The 15,795-nt window shown below is 43.5% G+C and carries 12 protein-coding genes; 5 read left to right on the top strand and 7 right to left on the bottom strand.

From position 1 onward, the window contains the following. The first annotated feature begins 66 nt into the window (after positions 1–66). The 5 genes from nth to JMW64_RS08435 all read left to right on the top strand — a co-directional run bounded on the left by nth (position 67) and on the right by JMW64_RS08435 (position 4,109). Positions 67–762: an endonuclease III gene (nth, locus tag JMW64_RS08415; RefSeq protein ID WP_201554148.1), complete on the top strand. Its 696-nt coding sequence runs from the start codon at positions 67–69 to the stop codon at positions 760–762. A 325-nt stretch (positions 763–1,087) separates the two neighbouring features. Continuing rightward, positions 1,088–1,684 carry a DJ-1/PfpI family protein gene (locus tag JMW64_RS08420; protein ID WP_201554149.1) on the top strand — a complete coding sequence of 199 codons (597 nt, stop codon included), beginning with the start codon at positions 1,088–1,090 and terminating at the stop codon, positions 1,682–1,684. Between the two features lie 162 nt (positions 1,685–1,846). Continuing rightward, positions 1,847–3,013, top strand: a complete 1,167-nt coding sequence (gene metK / locus JMW64_RS08425; RefSeq protein WP_045451444.1) for a methionine adenosyltransferase — start codon at positions 1,847–1,849, stop codon at positions 3,011–3,013. A 72-nt stretch (positions 3,014–3,085) separates the two neighbouring features. Then, the gene (locus tag JMW64_RS08430) at positions 3,086–3,457 is read left to right on the top strand and encodes a DUF3144 domain-containing protein (RefSeq protein ID WP_372815298.1); all 372 of its coding nucleotides are present in this window, start codon (positions 3,086–3,088) and stop codon (positions 3,455–3,457) included. Positions 3,458–3,776: 319 nt separating this feature from the next. Continuing rightward, positions 3,777–4,109 carry a hypothetical protein gene (locus JMW64_RS08435; protein ID WP_201554150.1) on the top strand — a complete coding sequence of 111 codons (333 nt, stop codon included), beginning with the start codon at positions 3,777–3,779 and terminating at the stop codon, positions 4,107–4,109. Positions 4,110–4,232: 123 nt separating this feature from the next. Here JMW64_RS08435 and JMW64_RS08440 read toward each other — a convergent pair whose 3' ends face one another. The 7 genes from JMW64_RS08440 to JMW64_RS08470 all read right to left on the bottom strand — a co-directional run bounded on the left by JMW64_RS08440 (position 4,233) and on the right by JMW64_RS08470 (position 15,767). Further along, a complete protein-coding gene (locus tag JMW64_RS08440; protein ID WP_060491392.1) occupies positions 4,233–5,888 on the bottom strand; it encodes a BCCT family transporter in 1,656 nt (551 codons plus the stop codon). Positions 5,889–6,123: 235 nt separating this feature from the next. After that, entirely contained in the window at positions 6,124–7,776 is a 1,653-nt protein-coding gene (locus JMW64_RS08445) for a BCCT family transporter (protein WP_201554152.1), read from the bottom strand. A gap of 176 nt (positions 7,777–7,952) precedes the next feature. After that, the gene (locus tag JMW64_RS08450; RefSeq protein ID WP_201554154.1) at positions 7,953–9,206 is read right to left on the bottom strand and encodes a PQQ-dependent sugar dehydrogenase; all 1,254 of its coding nucleotides are present in this window, start codon (positions 9,204–9,206) and stop codon (positions 7,953–7,955) included. Positions 9,207–9,395: 189 nt separating this feature from the next. Beyond that, on the bottom strand, positions 9,396–11,993 hold the full coding sequence (clpB, locus tag JMW64_RS08455; RefSeq protein ID WP_045445524.1) for an ATP-dependent chaperone ClpB: 2,598 nt from the start codon (positions 11,991–11,993) through the stop codon (positions 9,396–9,398). A 434-nt stretch (positions 11,994–12,427) separates the two neighbouring features. Then, on the bottom strand, positions 12,428–13,018 hold the full coding sequence (locus JMW64_RS08460) for a L,D-transpeptidase family protein (RefSeq protein WP_201554156.1): 591 nt from the start codon (positions 13,016–13,018) through the stop codon (positions 12,428–12,430). A 143-nt stretch (positions 13,019–13,161) separates the two neighbouring features. Beyond that, the gene (locus JMW64_RS08465; RefSeq protein ID WP_201554158.1) at positions 13,162–13,953 is read right to left on the bottom strand and encodes an SDR family NAD(P)-dependent oxidoreductase; all 792 of its coding nucleotides are present in this window, start codon (positions 13,951–13,953) and stop codon (positions 13,162–13,164) included. Positions 13,954–14,042: 89 nt separating this feature from the next. Beyond that, entirely contained in the window at positions 14,043–15,767 is a 1,725-nt protein-coding gene (locus tag JMW64_RS08470) for an AMP-binding protein (RefSeq protein WP_201554159.1), read from the bottom strand. Between the last annotated feature and the right edge of the window lie 28 nt (positions 15,768–15,795).

A 15,795-nucleotide genomic window follows, 5' to 3' on the forward strand; every position in this document is an offset into this window, starting at 1 on the left:
ATGAATTTATCCCGATATCTTGTATCAGTTATTAACTATCAATAGCCAAAAAATAGTAAGAATACTATGAGTAAAACCGTCAAACACAAAACTGCCGATACCCCGCCATCGAGACGAATGCCCAATCGTGACGTGCGTCCATTTTTTGAAAAGCTGGCAGCGACGATTGATGAGCCAGTTACGGAATTGAATTATAAGAGTAATTTTGAGCTGCTGATCGCGGTCATCTTGTCTGCGCAGGCGACGGATGTAAGCGTCAATATTGCTACCAAGCAATTATATCCCGTAGCAAATACACCTGAAGCAATCTTGGCATTGGGTGAAGACGGTCTAAAATCTTATATCAAAAATATTGGCTTATATAATGCCAAAGCCAAAAACGTCATCAAAACTTGCCATGATTTAATTGAGAAATTTGACAGCACCGTCCCTGATAATCGCAAAGACTTAGAGTCTCTCGCTGGCGTCGGGCGCAAAACCGCCAATGTGGTGTTAAACACCGCCTTTGGTCAGCCAACCATGGCGGTTGATACTCATATCTTTCGGGTAGGTAATCGTACAGGACTTGCCACGGGCAAGAATGTCTTGATCGTTGAAAATAAGTTGGTCGAGCGTATCCCAGAGGACTTCATCGTGGATGCGCATCATTATCTTATTTTACACGGGCGCTATACCTGCCAAGCCCGTACACCCAAATGCGGGGCGTGTCCTGTTTATGACGAATGTATGTTTAAAGAAAAAGCCAAGTTTTTGGCGTTATAATTTTTAGAACGATCGCTTTTAGAACGATAACTGCTCTAGGGCGTGTCCTCAATTCAATCAATTACTTTCTAAATGGGCTAAAAATAGCTAAATTTTGCCAAACATCGTCAAATAGCTTCTTAATATCTCGATATTATGTGCGCTATTTTCCTTGTTTGACGGCAATTTATCTCATTTTTATCACCATTTTTAAAATGAGGACACGCCCTAGTTATAGAAGGTTTAATTTATCTACTTTATATAAATAAAACATGAATAGCGTGGTTAAAAAAGCAATAGACGCCCACTTACTTTTGTAAACATTATTTAAAAATTAGGAAGCCAGATGCAGACACTGACCGCGCTATTATTCGATGATTTTGAGACTTTGGATCTATTTGGACCTATCGAGATGTTTGGCTGCTTACCTGAGCATTATCATCTACAATTTGCCTCATTAAACGGCGGCATTATTTGCAGTAAGCATGGCGTTGCGATGCAGACCATCGCTGTCAGCGAGTTAGCGCATCAGACTGATATTTTATTGATGGTTGGCGGCATGGGTACTCGCCAGCAAATCAATCACCGACCATTTTTGCAGACGTTAATAACCTTGGTTGACCATGCTGATTGGGTACTTAGCGTTTGTACGGGTAGTGCATTGTTGGCTAAGGCTGGCGTCTTAGATGACAAGCGCGCAACGTCTAATAAACTGTCATGGCAATGGGTAATAGCGCAATCTGACAAAGTCCATTGGGCCGAGCAAGCACGCTGGGTTGTTGATGGCAAATTTTATACGTCCTCAGGTGTCAGTGCAGGTATGGACATGGCGCTTGGTTTTATCGCCGACAGACATGACATCGATACGGCGCGCCAGATCGCTCACTATACTGAATATCGCTGGCAAGAAAATAGCGAGATTGATGACTTTTACCATGGTTAATCCATGCCTAGTTACTTCTTAGTATTATCCATCGCTAGAGTTTTACCTCGATACACGGTAAAATGTGCTAATTTTTTTATTCGTTTTCGCCTTTTATTTTTATATACATTTAATAATGACTGAGTTCGTAGAATACAGTCCCTGCAATTAAGCGATCCCATTATGCGTGAATACAACTTATTTACCTCAGAATCTGTGAGCGAAGGTCATCCTGATAAAATGGCTGACCAAATATCAGATGCCATCCTTGACGCCATCTTACGTGAAGATTTGCATGCACGCGTGGCATGCGAAACCTTGGTTAAAACAGGTGCTGTGATACTAGCGGGTGAAGTCACCACGACGGCAAATATCGATGTTGAGCGTATCGTGCGTGATACCGTAAACGGTATTGGTTACCACCACTCAGACTTAGGCTTTGATGGCGAAACATGCGCGGTCATCAATATGCTCGGCAAACAATCTCCTGAAATCGCTCAAGGTGTCGATCGTAGCGACCCTGAAGAGCAAGGCGCAGGTGACCAAGGTCTTATGTTTGGCTATGCCAGCAATGAAACTGACGTGTTGATGCCAGCCCCTATCGAATTTGCTCATCGCTTGATGGAACGCCAATCTGAGCTGCGCCGCGCAGGCGAGTTGCCGTGGTTGCGTCCAGATGCCAAAGCACAAGTGACCTTAAGATATGATGGTAGCAAGCCTGTTGCCATTGATGCCGTGGTGCTATCAACGCAACACGATCCAAGTATCTCGCAAAAAGATCTGCAAGAAGCCATAATGGAATCTATCATCAAACAAGTATTGCCTGCTGAATTATTGCATGCTGGCACGCGCTATCATATCAACCCAACGGGTAAGTTTGTGATTGGCGGTCCTGTAGGTGATGCTGGATTGACAGGTCGTAAAATTATTGTTGATACGTATGGCGGTATGGCGCGTCATGGCGGCGGTGCATTCAGTGGTAAAGATCCCTCAAAAGTAGATCGCAGTGCTGCGTACGCCGTGCGTTATGTGGCTAAGAATATCGTTGCGGCAGGACTCGCTGAGCGCTGTGAAATACAGGTCAGTTATGCCATTGGTGTCGCTGAACCAACCTCTATCTCTGTCAATACCTTTGGTACGAATAAAATCAGCAATGATGAAATCATCCGTCTGATTCGCACCCATTTTGACCTGCGCCCTTATGGCATTACCCGTATGCTAAACTTATTGCAGCCAATGTATCAGCAAACGGCGACTTTTGGTCATTTTGGTCGTCCTGGCTCTGAAACTGCTTTTACGTGGGAAAAAACAGACAAAGCTGAGATATTAAAAGCAGACGCTGGTTTGTAAAAATATCACGTTGCACCACCTACAAACCTTCTTTATAAATTTAAAATTACCGACACTTATTAGGAGTCGCTTATGTCTCAAGACAATATGCAAGACAGCAACATTCAAGAAAGCAATGTTGACGCTAACATTGAGATTACCCCTGAAATGCAAGCATTTTATCAACGTGCTGATGCCATTATTGGTATCGCAAACAGTCAGTTGGGTTCTGAAGCGCATTCAGGACAAGTAGGTGCATCACTACTTTATGCAGCCGCACGTTATAGCGCATCTGTCGCTTCTATCGGCTTTGTCAAAGGCGATGACTTTGCCAAAGAAAAAGATGATATCGTTGAATTTTATGTCAAACAGTATCGCCAAATGCTGAGCGACAACCTGACTGATTATGCGCAGAACTTTGATAAATATGTTCAGCTTAATCAAGATGACAAAGCAGCCAAATAGTTCTATCGCCTTTAGCTAGCATTTATAAAACGGCTGGTATAGTCAGTTCAATTTAAAAGTAGTACAAGGCAACCGAGTGTAGATGTATATTTAATACTTCAAGCGAGGTTAACGCAGTAATATTTTTATAGTGGAATGACTATAGTGGTGCTCAAACCCAAGCTTAATCATAGGCTTGGGTTTTTTATTAATCATGATTTGGTAGATGACTGCTGATAAATAGGCTACTATCAATTAAAACCACCTTGTTCATCACATGGTTGCAACCAGCTATCGATAACAGGGACTTACCGAACACTATTTATAAGGACATATGATTATGAACCACTTATTCAAATCATGGCGATCATGCCTGTCATTATTAGGGTTATCAGTCACTATTGCCTTAGCTGGCTGTAATAACATCCAAAGCATCGATACGCCTGACACCGCCCCTATTCATAGCACTGGGCACAGCCAACAGAACAGTGATAACCCTTTCATTAAGTGCCCACCTTACAACCCTGAGCAAACGATGTGCACCGCGCAATATGATCCTGTGTGTGTCAAAGTAAAAACCAGCTCAGGATTTAGTTATCGCACTGCGGGCAACTCATGTTCGGCATGTGGCACGACGGCAGCAGTAGGTTATATTAAAGGACAGTGCTCATAACCTTGCTTTATAACTTTGTGTAAATACTTTATATCAAACGAAAAAAGACAATTAAATCACATGAAAAAGCACCCGCTTAATCATAAGCGGGTGCTTTTTTATTATTTTTCAGATCAATAAAATCTAACCTTCAGGCTTTTCGATATCAGGTGGGCCTGTCAGTAAATCTTCATCACGAAACTCATTGGCTGAATTATGCTCTGCTGACTCTTCGGTGACAAACCATTGCTGATTGCGATACAGTATCAAACGATCTCGACTCAAGCCGCGTAATAAGGAGTACATCATAACGACTATCACAATCGCAAAAGGGAAACCTGACACAATGGAAGCCGCTTGTAGCGCACTCAAGCCACCTGCTGCTAATAGTACGGCAGCGATGACACCCTCTGTACCCGCCCAAAATAGGCGCTGAATTTTCGGTGGATTGGCATCGCCACCTGAGGTCAACATATCAATAACGAAACTGGCAGAATCCGATGACGTGACAAACCAAAGCACAATCATCACTACGATAAGCAAGTTCAAAGCTGACGTAAATGGATAAGATTCCATCAGCTTAAAGATGGCACTGCCAGTATCTGCTTGGACAGCCTCAATCAAGCCAGGACTAATGAGGTTGGGATCAGCGGCTGCCATTAATTCCATATTAACGGCTGAACCACCGAATGCCGTGAACCATAAGAACAAAATAGTAATAGGAATTAATAACACCCCTAAGATAAACTCACGAATGGTTCGACCACGAGAGATACGAGCCACGAACACACCGACGAAAGGCGACCAGCTTATCCACCATGCCCAATAGAAAATCGTCCATGATGCTTGCCAGTTTTCTTGACCATCATACGATTCTGTCCAAAGACCTAATGGCACAATTTGATGCAAATAATTGCCAATATTTTCTACAAAGCTATTAAAGATAAACTGGGTCGGGCCTAAAATAATCACAAAGCTGAGCAATATCACAGTAAATAATATATTGGTATCACTTAAGCGCTTAATCCCTTTATCTAGCCCCATAAATAGAGACAGACCTGCCAACATAGTGATTAAGGCAATCAAAATAATTTGCACTGTAATATTATTGGGTATGCCAAATAACGTCTCAAGACCTGAGTTAATTTGCAACACCCCAAGACCTAAAGTGGTCACTACTCCAAACATCGTACCAAATACCGCTAGTGTATCGACCGTATGACCCCAGCCACCATAGATCTTTTTGCCCAATATAGGATATAGTGTCGAACGGATGGCCAGCGGTAAGCCCACTCGGTAATGGAAATAAGCCAATGACAACGCGACCATGCCATAGAGCGCCCACACATGCAAACCATAGTGCAAGAACGAGATATTCATCGCTTGCTTGGCGGCAGCCACTGTTTCAGCTTCTCCTAACGGCGGCGCCATAAAATGGTACAAGGGTTCAGCCGTCCCCCAATAGAGCAGTCCAATACCGATGCCCGCTGAAAATAGCATGCCAATCCAAGATACTAGATTGTATTCTGGTTTCTCATTTTGATGACCAAGCCTGATATCGCCATAACGACTAAATATCATGTAAATACTCATCACCAACGTTAAGTTGACCACCACAATAAAGAACCAGCCAAAACGCAAAGACACGAATGCTTTAGCATGACCAAACAACAATTCTGCTTGCTCATTAAAAAGAGCACCAAAAATAATGAACACAAGAATTAATAATGCTGAAGTTAAAAACACAGGTTTACTTACCCGTGGAAAAGGGCCTAAGCGGCCAACTTTTACATGATCCATTTAGTCATCTCAATTTTTGAAGGGGCTCACCTTAACAAGATACTGCACAACTATCAAATCGAATCAGACACTTTATAACCTTGCTATTGGTCAACAAATAAAAAAATCCTAAGATAACGATGCATCTTAGGATTTCAAATCACAATTGTTATATTGTATTTTTACGTAAAAAAGAAGAAGCTAACTGCCTGATTCATTTCATAAAAACAGTATTAAGGCTGATATATATAATCTGCTAATCACCTTTCACGATTTTAGGTGGTCCTTTTAATAAGTGCTCATCAGCAAACTCATTGGCTGAGTTGTGATCTGCGGATTCTTCGGTGATAAAGTGCTGCTGAGCGCGATACAGTATCAAACGATCTCGGCTTAAGCCACGAAGTAACGCATACATCATCGCAAATACTACTAAAACAAAGGGTAATCCTGCAACGATAGCCGCTGCTTGTAATGCACTTAGTCCACCAGCAGCAAGCAAAACAGCAGCAATGATACCTTCCGTACTTGCCCAGAATAAACGCTGGATTTTTGGTGGGTTGGTATCACCACCTGCGGTCAACATATCAATCACAAAGCTTGCTGAATCGGATGAAGTCACAAACCAAAGGACAATCATAACGACAATCATTAAGGTGACTGGTTGTGCCAATGGATAAAATTCAACCAATTTAAAAATTGCACTACCAAAATCCGTTTGCACGGCTTCTACCAATCCTGGGCTGGCCATAGCGGGATCAATAGCAGCTAAGAGCTCCATATGGATAGCAACGCCACCGAAAGTGGTGAACCAAAAGAACAAAATCAGCATGGGAATCAATAAAACACCCAATATAAACTCACGAATAGTACGACCACGACTGATACGCGCGATAAATACGCCAACGAACGGTGCCCAACTTACCCACCATGCCCAATAAAATATCGTCCATGATGACTGCCAATTTTCTTGACCTTCATACGATTCACCCCACAGACCTAGCGGTACAACTACCGAAAGATAATTGCCAACATTTTCAAGATAGCTATCAAAGATAAAAAGCGTCGGCCCTAAGATGACCATAAACCCGAGTAGGATTGCCGTCAGTCCGATATTAATATCGCTCAAGCGCTTAATACCTTTGTCTAAGCCCATCATGACGGAAAAAGCAGCTAAAATAGTAACGAAAACAATCAGACCGATCTGTATCGTTAGATTATTAGGAACACCAAATAGTCGCTCAAGTCCTGAATTAATCTGCATAACGCCAAGACCAAGCGACGTTACCACACCAAACATCGTACCAAATACCGCTAAGATATCAACGGCGTGTCCCCACGAGCCATAGATTTTTTTCCCCAATAGAGGATAAAGCGTTGAGCGAATCGATAACGGCAAGCCACGGCGAAAGTGAAAATAAGCCAAAGACAATGCAACAATCGCGTATAGCGCCCATGCATGTAAGCCCCAATGCAAGAATGTAAAATTTATGGCTTGCTTAGCGGCTTCTATCGTTTCCGCTTCTCCGAGTGGTGGTGCCATAAAGTGATACAAGGGCTCAGCTGTCCCCCAATACACCAATCCTATACCAATACCAGCAGAGAACAACATCCCTATCCATGAGAACAAACTGTACTGTGGCGTCTCAGTTTGTGCACCTAGACGAATATCGCCATAACGGCTCATCGCGAGATAAATACAAAGCAACAATGCTAAATTTACTAAAATAATAAATAACCAGCCGAACTTATCCGTAATAAAGTTCTGCAAAAAGCTAAATAACACACCAGCGGTTTCAGTAAAGAAAGCACCAAAGATAATAAATCCAACGATAAGTAGCGCTGAAGTAATAAACACAGGTTTACTTACCCGTGGAAAAGGGCCTAACCTGCCAACTTTTACATGATCCATTTGTTTGTTAGCCTTAGTTTTTTAGGAAGAATACCTTAACAAGATACCTACCAACTATCAAATCTAATTAGCTATTTACGTTTTTCTTATTGACAGAAATATACCAAAACCATTTAGCAGCCTAACCGACAATAGTGCAAACGCTTGGAAAGTTGAAGAGTAATGGCTACTAATCACTACTGCGGAATCAATTGTAATAATCCACTATTATCGCCATCTTCTAACACCCAAACTTGTCCATCTACATTTAACACACTACGAATACGCTCGCCCATATCATAGCGATAGCGCTCAGTCGCGCGGCTATTTTCATCAAAATCGACGACTATCAGCGCTTTAGATGATAAGCCACTAATGAGCGCATTACCTTGCCACGCTGGGAAATCATTATATTTTCCAGCGTTATAAATACTCATCGAGGATGGCGATATCACTGGCGTCCAACTAATTTTGGGCGACGTAAACTCAGGACGCGTCTCATGGTCAGGAATATCCGTTCCTGTATAGTTACGCCCATTTGATACGATTGGCCAGCCGTAGTTATGACCTTTTTCAATGAGATTGAACTCATCACCGCCCCGTGGTCCCATCTCATGCGCCCAAAGCCTACCTTTTTCATCGAACGCCATACCCAATACATTACGATGTCCTATACTCCAAAACTGTGCGGCAATGTCATTGCTATTATCTACAAAAGGATTGTCTGCTGGCACTGAGCCATCAAGATTTAACCTAATAATTTTGCCCAAATTGACGCTCATATCCTGTGCTGGTGTTTTTTCTTGGCGCTCGCCTGAACTGATATATAAATATTTTCCGTCAGGCGAGAAGAGCAAGCGATGACTATAATGCCCCTGCCCTTTTACTTTCGGTGTTTGCTCCCAAATGGGCGTAATATCCTGCAAACGTGGCGTGGCTGTATCCAATCCTATCAATGTCGCTTTGATGACTTTAGCGCCAAATTTATTATTATCAGTGTCATTCCCTGCTTCAACGTAGCTCATATAGACATGATTAGAAGTAGCAAAATTTGGTGCAAGAACGATATCGCCAAGACCACCTTGCCCACCATAAGCCACTTTCGGTATACCAATGATGGTTGTTTTAGCCCCTGTTGCCGTATCAACAATGAATAACTCGCCTGTCTTTTGGGTGACAAGTAATTTAGGGGGCTCATTATTAACGGTAGGTAATGCTGTCATTGCCCAAGGTTCATCAAACGTGGCAATTTTCTTGGTGATAAAGGCAGGTTTTTCGGTACTTGCTAGCGATTCATTAGCAGAGGCTTGCCCTTCTTTATATTCTGTTAGGTCTTCATGAGTATTGACGGCAGTTTGATTGGAGCAAGCAGGAGTACTAAACAGCAGTGCGCTGATCATTATCGGTAACATTAATGGCGTGCTTAGGTGCTGCATACTGATGATCGTCATTTTGTCGTCTCCGTAACTGTTGATGTCTTATTTCTAGTGTTTAATTTTTAGTGCTTAGTTTATTTATAACATAGTCAAAGCACTCAAACCGTAAATAATAATGGCGCACAAAAAAACCCCTTACCTGCCTGTAGAAAAAATAGGCAAGTAAGAGGTTGGTTTTAAACCACGGTCAGTTAGGGTTAGATATTAATTCATGCTACGTTTCTCAAACACCAACTTATCATCTGCGCCGACATCGACTTTGATGATATCTCCTGCGCCAAAATCACCAGCCAATAGCTTCAATGACAATGGGTTTTCTATTTCCTGCTGGATCGCACGTTTTAGTGGACGTGCGCCATAGACAGGATCATAACCAATCGCAACCAGTTTGTTCATCGCATCAGCTGATAATTCAATATCCATCTCACGCTCATGCAAGCGCTGACGTAAGCGATCCAACTGAATCGCAGCAATACCTGACATCTGCGACATACCGAGCGGATGAAATACCACAATCTCATCGATACGGTTGACAAACTCTGGGCGGAAATGCTGCCCAACTGATTCCATCACCTCAGCTTTGATGTCTTCGTAACTTTCACCGACCATCTCTTGGATTTTGTGCGAACCCAAGTTACTGGTCATAATGATGACCGTGTTTTTGAAGTCCACCACGCGACCCTGTGAGTCCGTTAAGCGACCATCGTCCAATACTTGTAGCAAGATATTAAACACATCAGGGTGCGCTTTTTCAACTTCATCAAACAAAATCACACTATAAGGCTTACGGCGTACCGCTTCCGTTAATGCACCACCTTCTTCGTAGCCCACATAACCTGGAGGCGCACCCACCAAACGACTGACACTGTGCTTCTCCATATACTCACTCATGTCTATACGAACAATCGCATCTTCAGAGTCGAATAAGAAGTTCGCCAGTGACTTGGTCAACTCAGTCTTACCGACACCCGTTGGTCCTAAGAATAAGAACGAACCTGAAGGGCGATTCGGATCAGACAAACCAGCACGGCTACGGCGTACCGCATTGGCGACCGCTTCGACTGCTTCATCTTGACCGATGACACGTTCATGGAGCTTTTCTTCCATCGCTATCATCTTATCACGCTCGCCTTGCATCATTTTACTCACAGGAATACCTGTTGCTGCCGCTACGACTTCGGCAATTTCATTATCCGTGACTTTGTTACGTAGCAGTTTTACACCACTACCTTCGCCTGTCTGCTCTTTTTGTTCTGCCAAGTCAGACTCAGTAATGCGGCGCTCTAGCTGCGGAATCGTTTCATACTGCAGCTTACTCATGGTCTCGTAATCACCTTCACGACTGGCTTTATCATAAGCAATACGCGCTTTATCCAGCTCGTCTTTTAGCTGCTGACTGCCTTTGACCAAGGCTTTTTCTGCTTGCCAAATCTCATTAAGGTCAGCGTACTCTTTTTCTAGCTCTTCAATTTGTGCATCAAGCACTTTACGCTCTGCTTGCGCACCAGCGTCTTCTTCATTTTTGAGCACTTCGCGCTGCATTTTCAACTGAATCAAGCGACTATCAAGCTTACCTAAGGCTTCAGGCTTGCTGTCCATCTCCATACGTAAACGACTGGCCGCTTCATCAATCAAGTCAATCGCTTTATCTGGCAGCTTGCGATCGGTAATATAACGATGGCTCATCCGCGCAGCAGCAATAATCGCGCTGTCTTGGATATCAACACCGTGATGCAGCTCATAACGCTCTTTTAGACCACGCAAAATCGCAATGGTGTCTTCGACCGTTGGCTCATCGACCAGTACCTTTTGAAAACGACGCTCAAGAGCCGCATCTTTTTCGATGTACTGGCGATACTCATCGAGAGTTGTCGCACCGACACAGTGTAGCTCACCACGCGCAAGCGCAGGTTTTAGCATATTACCGGCATCCATCGCGCCATCGGCTTTACCAGCACCTACTAAAGTATGCAACTCATCGATAAATAAGATGACATTGCCTTCTTGCTTTGATAAATCGCTAAGTACCGCTTTGAGTCGCTCTTCAAACTCACCACGGAATTTTGCACCCGCAATCAATGAGCCCAAATCTAACGACAACACTTCTTTGCGGCGTAGTCCTTCTGGTACGTCACCATTGATGATTTTTTGTGCCAAACCTTCAATGATAGCCGTTTTACCAACACCTGGCTCACCAATCAGTACTGGGTTATTTTTGGTACGACGCGACAGTACTTGAATGGTACGACGAATCTCTTCATCGCGACCAATCACAGGGTCAAGCTTACCAAGTTCCGCCTGCTCAGTTAAGTTAATCGTATATTTATTCAGCGCATCACGCTGATCTTCAGCATTTTGATTATTCACGGTATCATCACCTCGCAATTGCTCAATGACTGTTTTTAATTTACTCGCTGTTACGCCCGCACTCTCAAATATCTTTTTGGTTTCACCTTGCTCAGCGAGCGCCAACATCACCCATTCAGTGGCAATAAAATCATCGCCTTCTTTTTGTGCTTGACGGTCTGCCAAGTTCAAAATTTTAACCGAATTTGGGTTTAAATTCACATCACCTGTTGGCTCACTAATCGTTGCTTGATTGTCGAGCGCCTTTGCCACACCATTCTTTAGCGCAGGGATAGACGCGCCTGCTTGTTGGCAGATAGATAAATTAGACTCATCCTGTAGCAATACTGCAAGCAGATGCACAGGATCAATACCTGTATGGTCACGTCCCAATGCTAGGCTCTGTGCTTCTTGAATGGCAGATTGTAGTTTCTGGGTAAATTTTTCGAACCTCATAATTGTGTCCTTTTATAATTAGTATTATCAGTCAGTGGATGCAACATAAAATACCGAACGCGCAGCCTTTAAAACATAGCGCTTATCGTCAATTTTATCGTGCTTCAATCACCGTTAGTTGTTATATATATAGGGTATAACATACAAGATTTCAACCTACTTTTGCAAGTTGTCAATCAATATCTATGACTTATTAGTAAATACTGAAAAATAGTAAGATTTTATATGGGTAAAAACCTTACCCATAGCAATGATATTATCACAAACTATCAATAGGCACACTAAGAGAGTATTTCAAGAGGATAAATAAAAAAACAACCAAAAGAGAAGCTTGTTCAACAATGAAAGGCAAGCAAGAGACAGCTATAGCAAAGATTTTAATGCGCTGTAACTGCTAGAAACTTACTACACGATAGTCAGCATTAACATAACGCTCACTCTACAATTTCTATCGATGTACCAACCTTAACTGCCGCCATAATCTCATCCATCTCATTATCAGTGACCGCAATGCAACCATCGGTCCAATCACGTTGTTGGTTAATCCACGCTAGATGACCGAAGCCGTTCATCTGCCCATGAATCATAATATCGCCACCAGGATGGACGCCGCGTGATCGTGCCCGAGCTTTGTCCTCAGCATTGGGGTAGCTTATATGGATGGAGCGATGGGCAATAGAGTTCTCATTCTTATAATCTAAGATGTACGCCCCCACGGGTGTGCGCTCATCGCCTTGCTGCTTTTTATGACCAACCGGACTATCGCCTAGCGCAATACGATAGGACTTAATGACTTTATCACCACTCAATAGCTGCAAAATACGGTCGGATTTATCGACAAAAACTTTATCGATAACCACCGTACTAGAAATAGGCTGACCATTATTGCCTGTACTTTTTGCATCCGAGGAGGCTGTTTTGACATACCCTATCGCACTGGTGCTCATAATGGTTGTCAGTCCCAGTCCTATCACGACAAACAATCGACGCGGATTTTTGCTGAAATGTAGAGAAAACAATGACATAGGCTTTAATAACTCCGTTTAGCGTTAGAGAGTGAAATGGCAACATACCACGCTATTAACTTACCAAAGCACCATGCCAGTTTTTGTGAAAATTTCATGAATAACATTAGGATCTTTTGAACATAGAAACTTCGTTAATGCCATTACACCATACGAATTGCGCCATCTAAGCGAATGACTTCTCCATTGAGATAGGCATTATCAATGATATGCATGACCAACTTGGCAAACTCATTGGGATTGCCCAGACGCTTAGGATAAGGTACGCCCGCCTCTAGTTGTTCGCGCGCTTTTTCAGGGATAGTCTCCATCATCGGTGTGGCAAAGACGCCCGGCGCGATAGTCATCACGCGAATACCATGACGTGCCAGCTCACGTGCTAGCGGTAAAGTGAGACCGACGACACCTGCTTTTGACGATGAATAGCTTGCTTGTCCTACTTGCCCATCAAAAGCTGCGATAGAAGCCGTATTAATAATGACGCCATTATCAGCGTTCTTCTCTATGGAGCTGTCTGCATTATTGGCATTTGCTACACGCTTTGCAATACTGGCTGCGACCAAACGCGCGACATTAAAAGAGCCAACAAGATTAATATTGACGCCACGACTAAAAGCATCGAGATCCGCTGGGTTGTTATCACGGTCTAAGAGCTTTTGTACCACAGCGATGCCCGCACAGTTAATAGACCCTTGTAAGCCGCCAAATTCTTTTTCAGCCGTATCTACAGCCGCTTGCACCTCATCACTACTGGTCACATCACAGCGTGTAAAGCGAACGTTATCGCCTAGTTCCGCCACCAACGCTTGCCCTGCTGATTCATTCAGATCTGCGATGACGACGTTACCGCCTTGAATGACAATAGTACGAACCACTGCCTCTCCCAAACCTGATGCACCGCCTGTGACCAAAAAGCTCTGTTGTTCAATGTGCATAATTATTCCTTTTATTAAAATTTTTACTGTTATTTTTATCAGTCATCGATTTTTATCTTAACCTGACGATATGAGTGCATTACGCTTTATTAAGCCGCAGACAAACTGCGCAGTAAGAAGCGCTGAATTTTACCACTTGGGGTTTTTGGCAACTCTTTTACAAACTCAACCTCACGTGGATAAGCGTGAGTTGATAAACGTCTGCGCACCAAATCTTGAATCTCTTTAGCAATCTCGTCTGTGCCTTCGATACCGTCTTTTAGCACCACATACGACTTAATGGTATGACCACGCACTTCGTCTGGCACGCCAACTGCCGCTGACTCTGCGACTGCCTCATGCTCCAGCACTGTGTTTTCAACATCGGTTGGTCCAACGCGATAACCTGCGGTAATGATAATGTCGTCATCACGCCCTGAAAACCAATAGCTGCCATCACTGTGACGCTCAACCACATCGCCTGTTAAATAGTAATCATCAGCGAAAGCGTCTTTTTCGTTCCAGCTATAGCCGCGGAAATAAAATGCGGGCGATTGACTGACCACTACGGCAAGCTGTCCTTGTTCGCCATCAGCTAATATATTCATATCATCATCTAATACAACGAGTGTATGCCCCGGTAGCGCCATGCCCATCGAGCCAACTGGACATTCATGTGCTAATGCATGGTGCTCACAGCAAGTCATCCCTGTCTCGGTCTGCCCGTACTGATCGCAGACCTTACAGTTTAAATAGGTTTCAACCCAATTGACCACTTCGGTATTTAAGGTCTCGCCTGCTGAATTGGCACAGCGCAGTGATAATTTAGCCTCATTGTCATTATTATTGTCATGGTGAGCAGCTTCAAAGACGCCACTCGATTTCATCATCCGAAACGCTGTCGGTGAGGACGCCAAATTACTAATCTTATGACGTACCATAAAATCGCGAGTATTTTGTGCATCAAAGCCAGCTTCATTAAAATACGTTGTTACCCCTAATAACAAAGGTCCTGTAATCGCATAATAAAGACCGTACGCCCAGCCTGGATCAGCCATGTTCCAGTAATTATCATCCGCTCGCAAGTCAATCGCATAGTGCATGTAGAGATAAAACGCTGAGAGCGCACTTAGCGGCACACTAACGCCTTTTGATTTGCCAACCGTACCCGAGGTAAACATTTGCAGAAAGGGTGCATCGGTATTTAATGAAACCGCGTCTACCGTTTGCGACTGCGTTGCGACCTTTTCAGCGTAGTTATCATCACCCCAGCTTTGCGCATCTACCTTGCTGCCAACCAGCACCATTTTGGTCTGTTTGGCTAAGTCGTCAAACTTGCCACGATTTTCTTGATTGGTAAAAACCACTTTGGTATTGGCTTTGTCCATCCGATACTTAATCGAATCATAGCCAAAGGCGGTAAATAACGGTTGATAAACCGCACCGATCCGCCAAGTCGCGAGTACAATGGTGAGCAGCTCAGGAGTGCGAGGTAGCATGGTTGCCACTTGGTCACCAACTTGTACGCCATAAGACAACAATAAATTGGCGACTTGTGCGCTTGCCTTATCAAGCTCAGCAAAGCTCATGCGCGTTACATTGCCCGACGTATCTTCATGCACCAGTGCAATATTATCACCGCGACCATCACGCACATGACGACCGCAACACGCCATATAAGCATTCAAGCGATCGTCTAAATGCTCGCCAAATATTTCTGTCAATAGCGCGTTCATATCAAAGTTATGATAGTAATCGCTATAGCTCATTGGCGGGTGTGTAGTATGATTTGAAGTGGTATTTACAACTGATAGGTCTGTAGAAGAGGTGTTCATAAGCTAATCCTTTAGCAATAGCAGGTAA

This window comes from Psychrobacter immobilis, from assembly GCF_904846065.1.
Taxonomy (GTDB): domain Bacteria; phylum Pseudomonadota; class Gammaproteobacteria; order Pseudomonadales; family Moraxellaceae; genus Psychrobacter; species Psychrobacter immobilis_H.

Bases quoted from the DNA above. Each gene is read 5' to 3' on its own strand.
- JMW64_RS08440 (WP_060491392.1), bottom strand. From the start codon at position 5,888: ATGGATCATGTAAAAGTTGGCCGCTTAGGCCCTTTTCCACGGGTAAGT.
- nth (WP_201554148.1), top strand. From the start codon at position 67: ATGAGTAAAACCGTCAAACACAAAACTGCCGATACCCCGCCATCGAGA.
- JMW64_RS08460 (WP_201554156.1), bottom strand. From the start codon at position 13,018: ATGTCATTGTTTTCTCTACATTTCAGCAAAAATCCGCGTCGATTGTTT.
- JMW64_RS08435 (WP_201554150.1), top strand. From the start codon at position 3,777: ATGAACCACTTATTCAAATCATGGCGATCATGCCTGTCATTATTAGGG.
- JMW64_RS08420 (WP_201554149.1), top strand. From the start codon at position 1,088: ATGCAGACACTGACCGCGCTATTATTCGATGATTTTGAGACTTTGGAT.
- JMW64_RS08430 (WP_372815298.1), top strand. From the start codon at position 3,086: ATGTCTCAAGACAATATGCAAGACAGCAACATTCAAGAAAGCAATGTT.
- JMW64_RS08445 (WP_201554152.1), bottom strand. From the start codon at position 7,776: ATGGATCATGTAAAAGTTGGCAGGTTAGGCCCTTTTCCACGGGTAAGT.
- metK (WP_045451444.1), top strand. From the start codon at position 1,847: ATGCGTGAATACAACTTATTTACCTCAGAATCTGTGAGCGAAGGTCAT.
- JMW64_RS08465 (WP_201554158.1), bottom strand. From the start codon at position 13,953: ATGCACATTGAACAACAGAGCTTTTTGGTCACAGGCGGTGCATCAGGT.
- JMW64_RS08450 (WP_201554154.1), bottom strand. From the start codon at position 9,206: ATGACGATCATCAGTATGCAGCACCTAAGCACGCCATTAATGTTACCG.
- clpB (WP_045445524.1), bottom strand. From the start codon at position 11,993: ATGAGGTTCGAAAAATTTACCCAGAAACTACAATCTGCCATTCAAGAA.
- JMW64_RS08470 (WP_201554159.1), bottom strand. From the start codon at position 15,767: ATGAACACCTCTTCTACAGACCTATCAGTTGTAAATACCACTTCAAAT.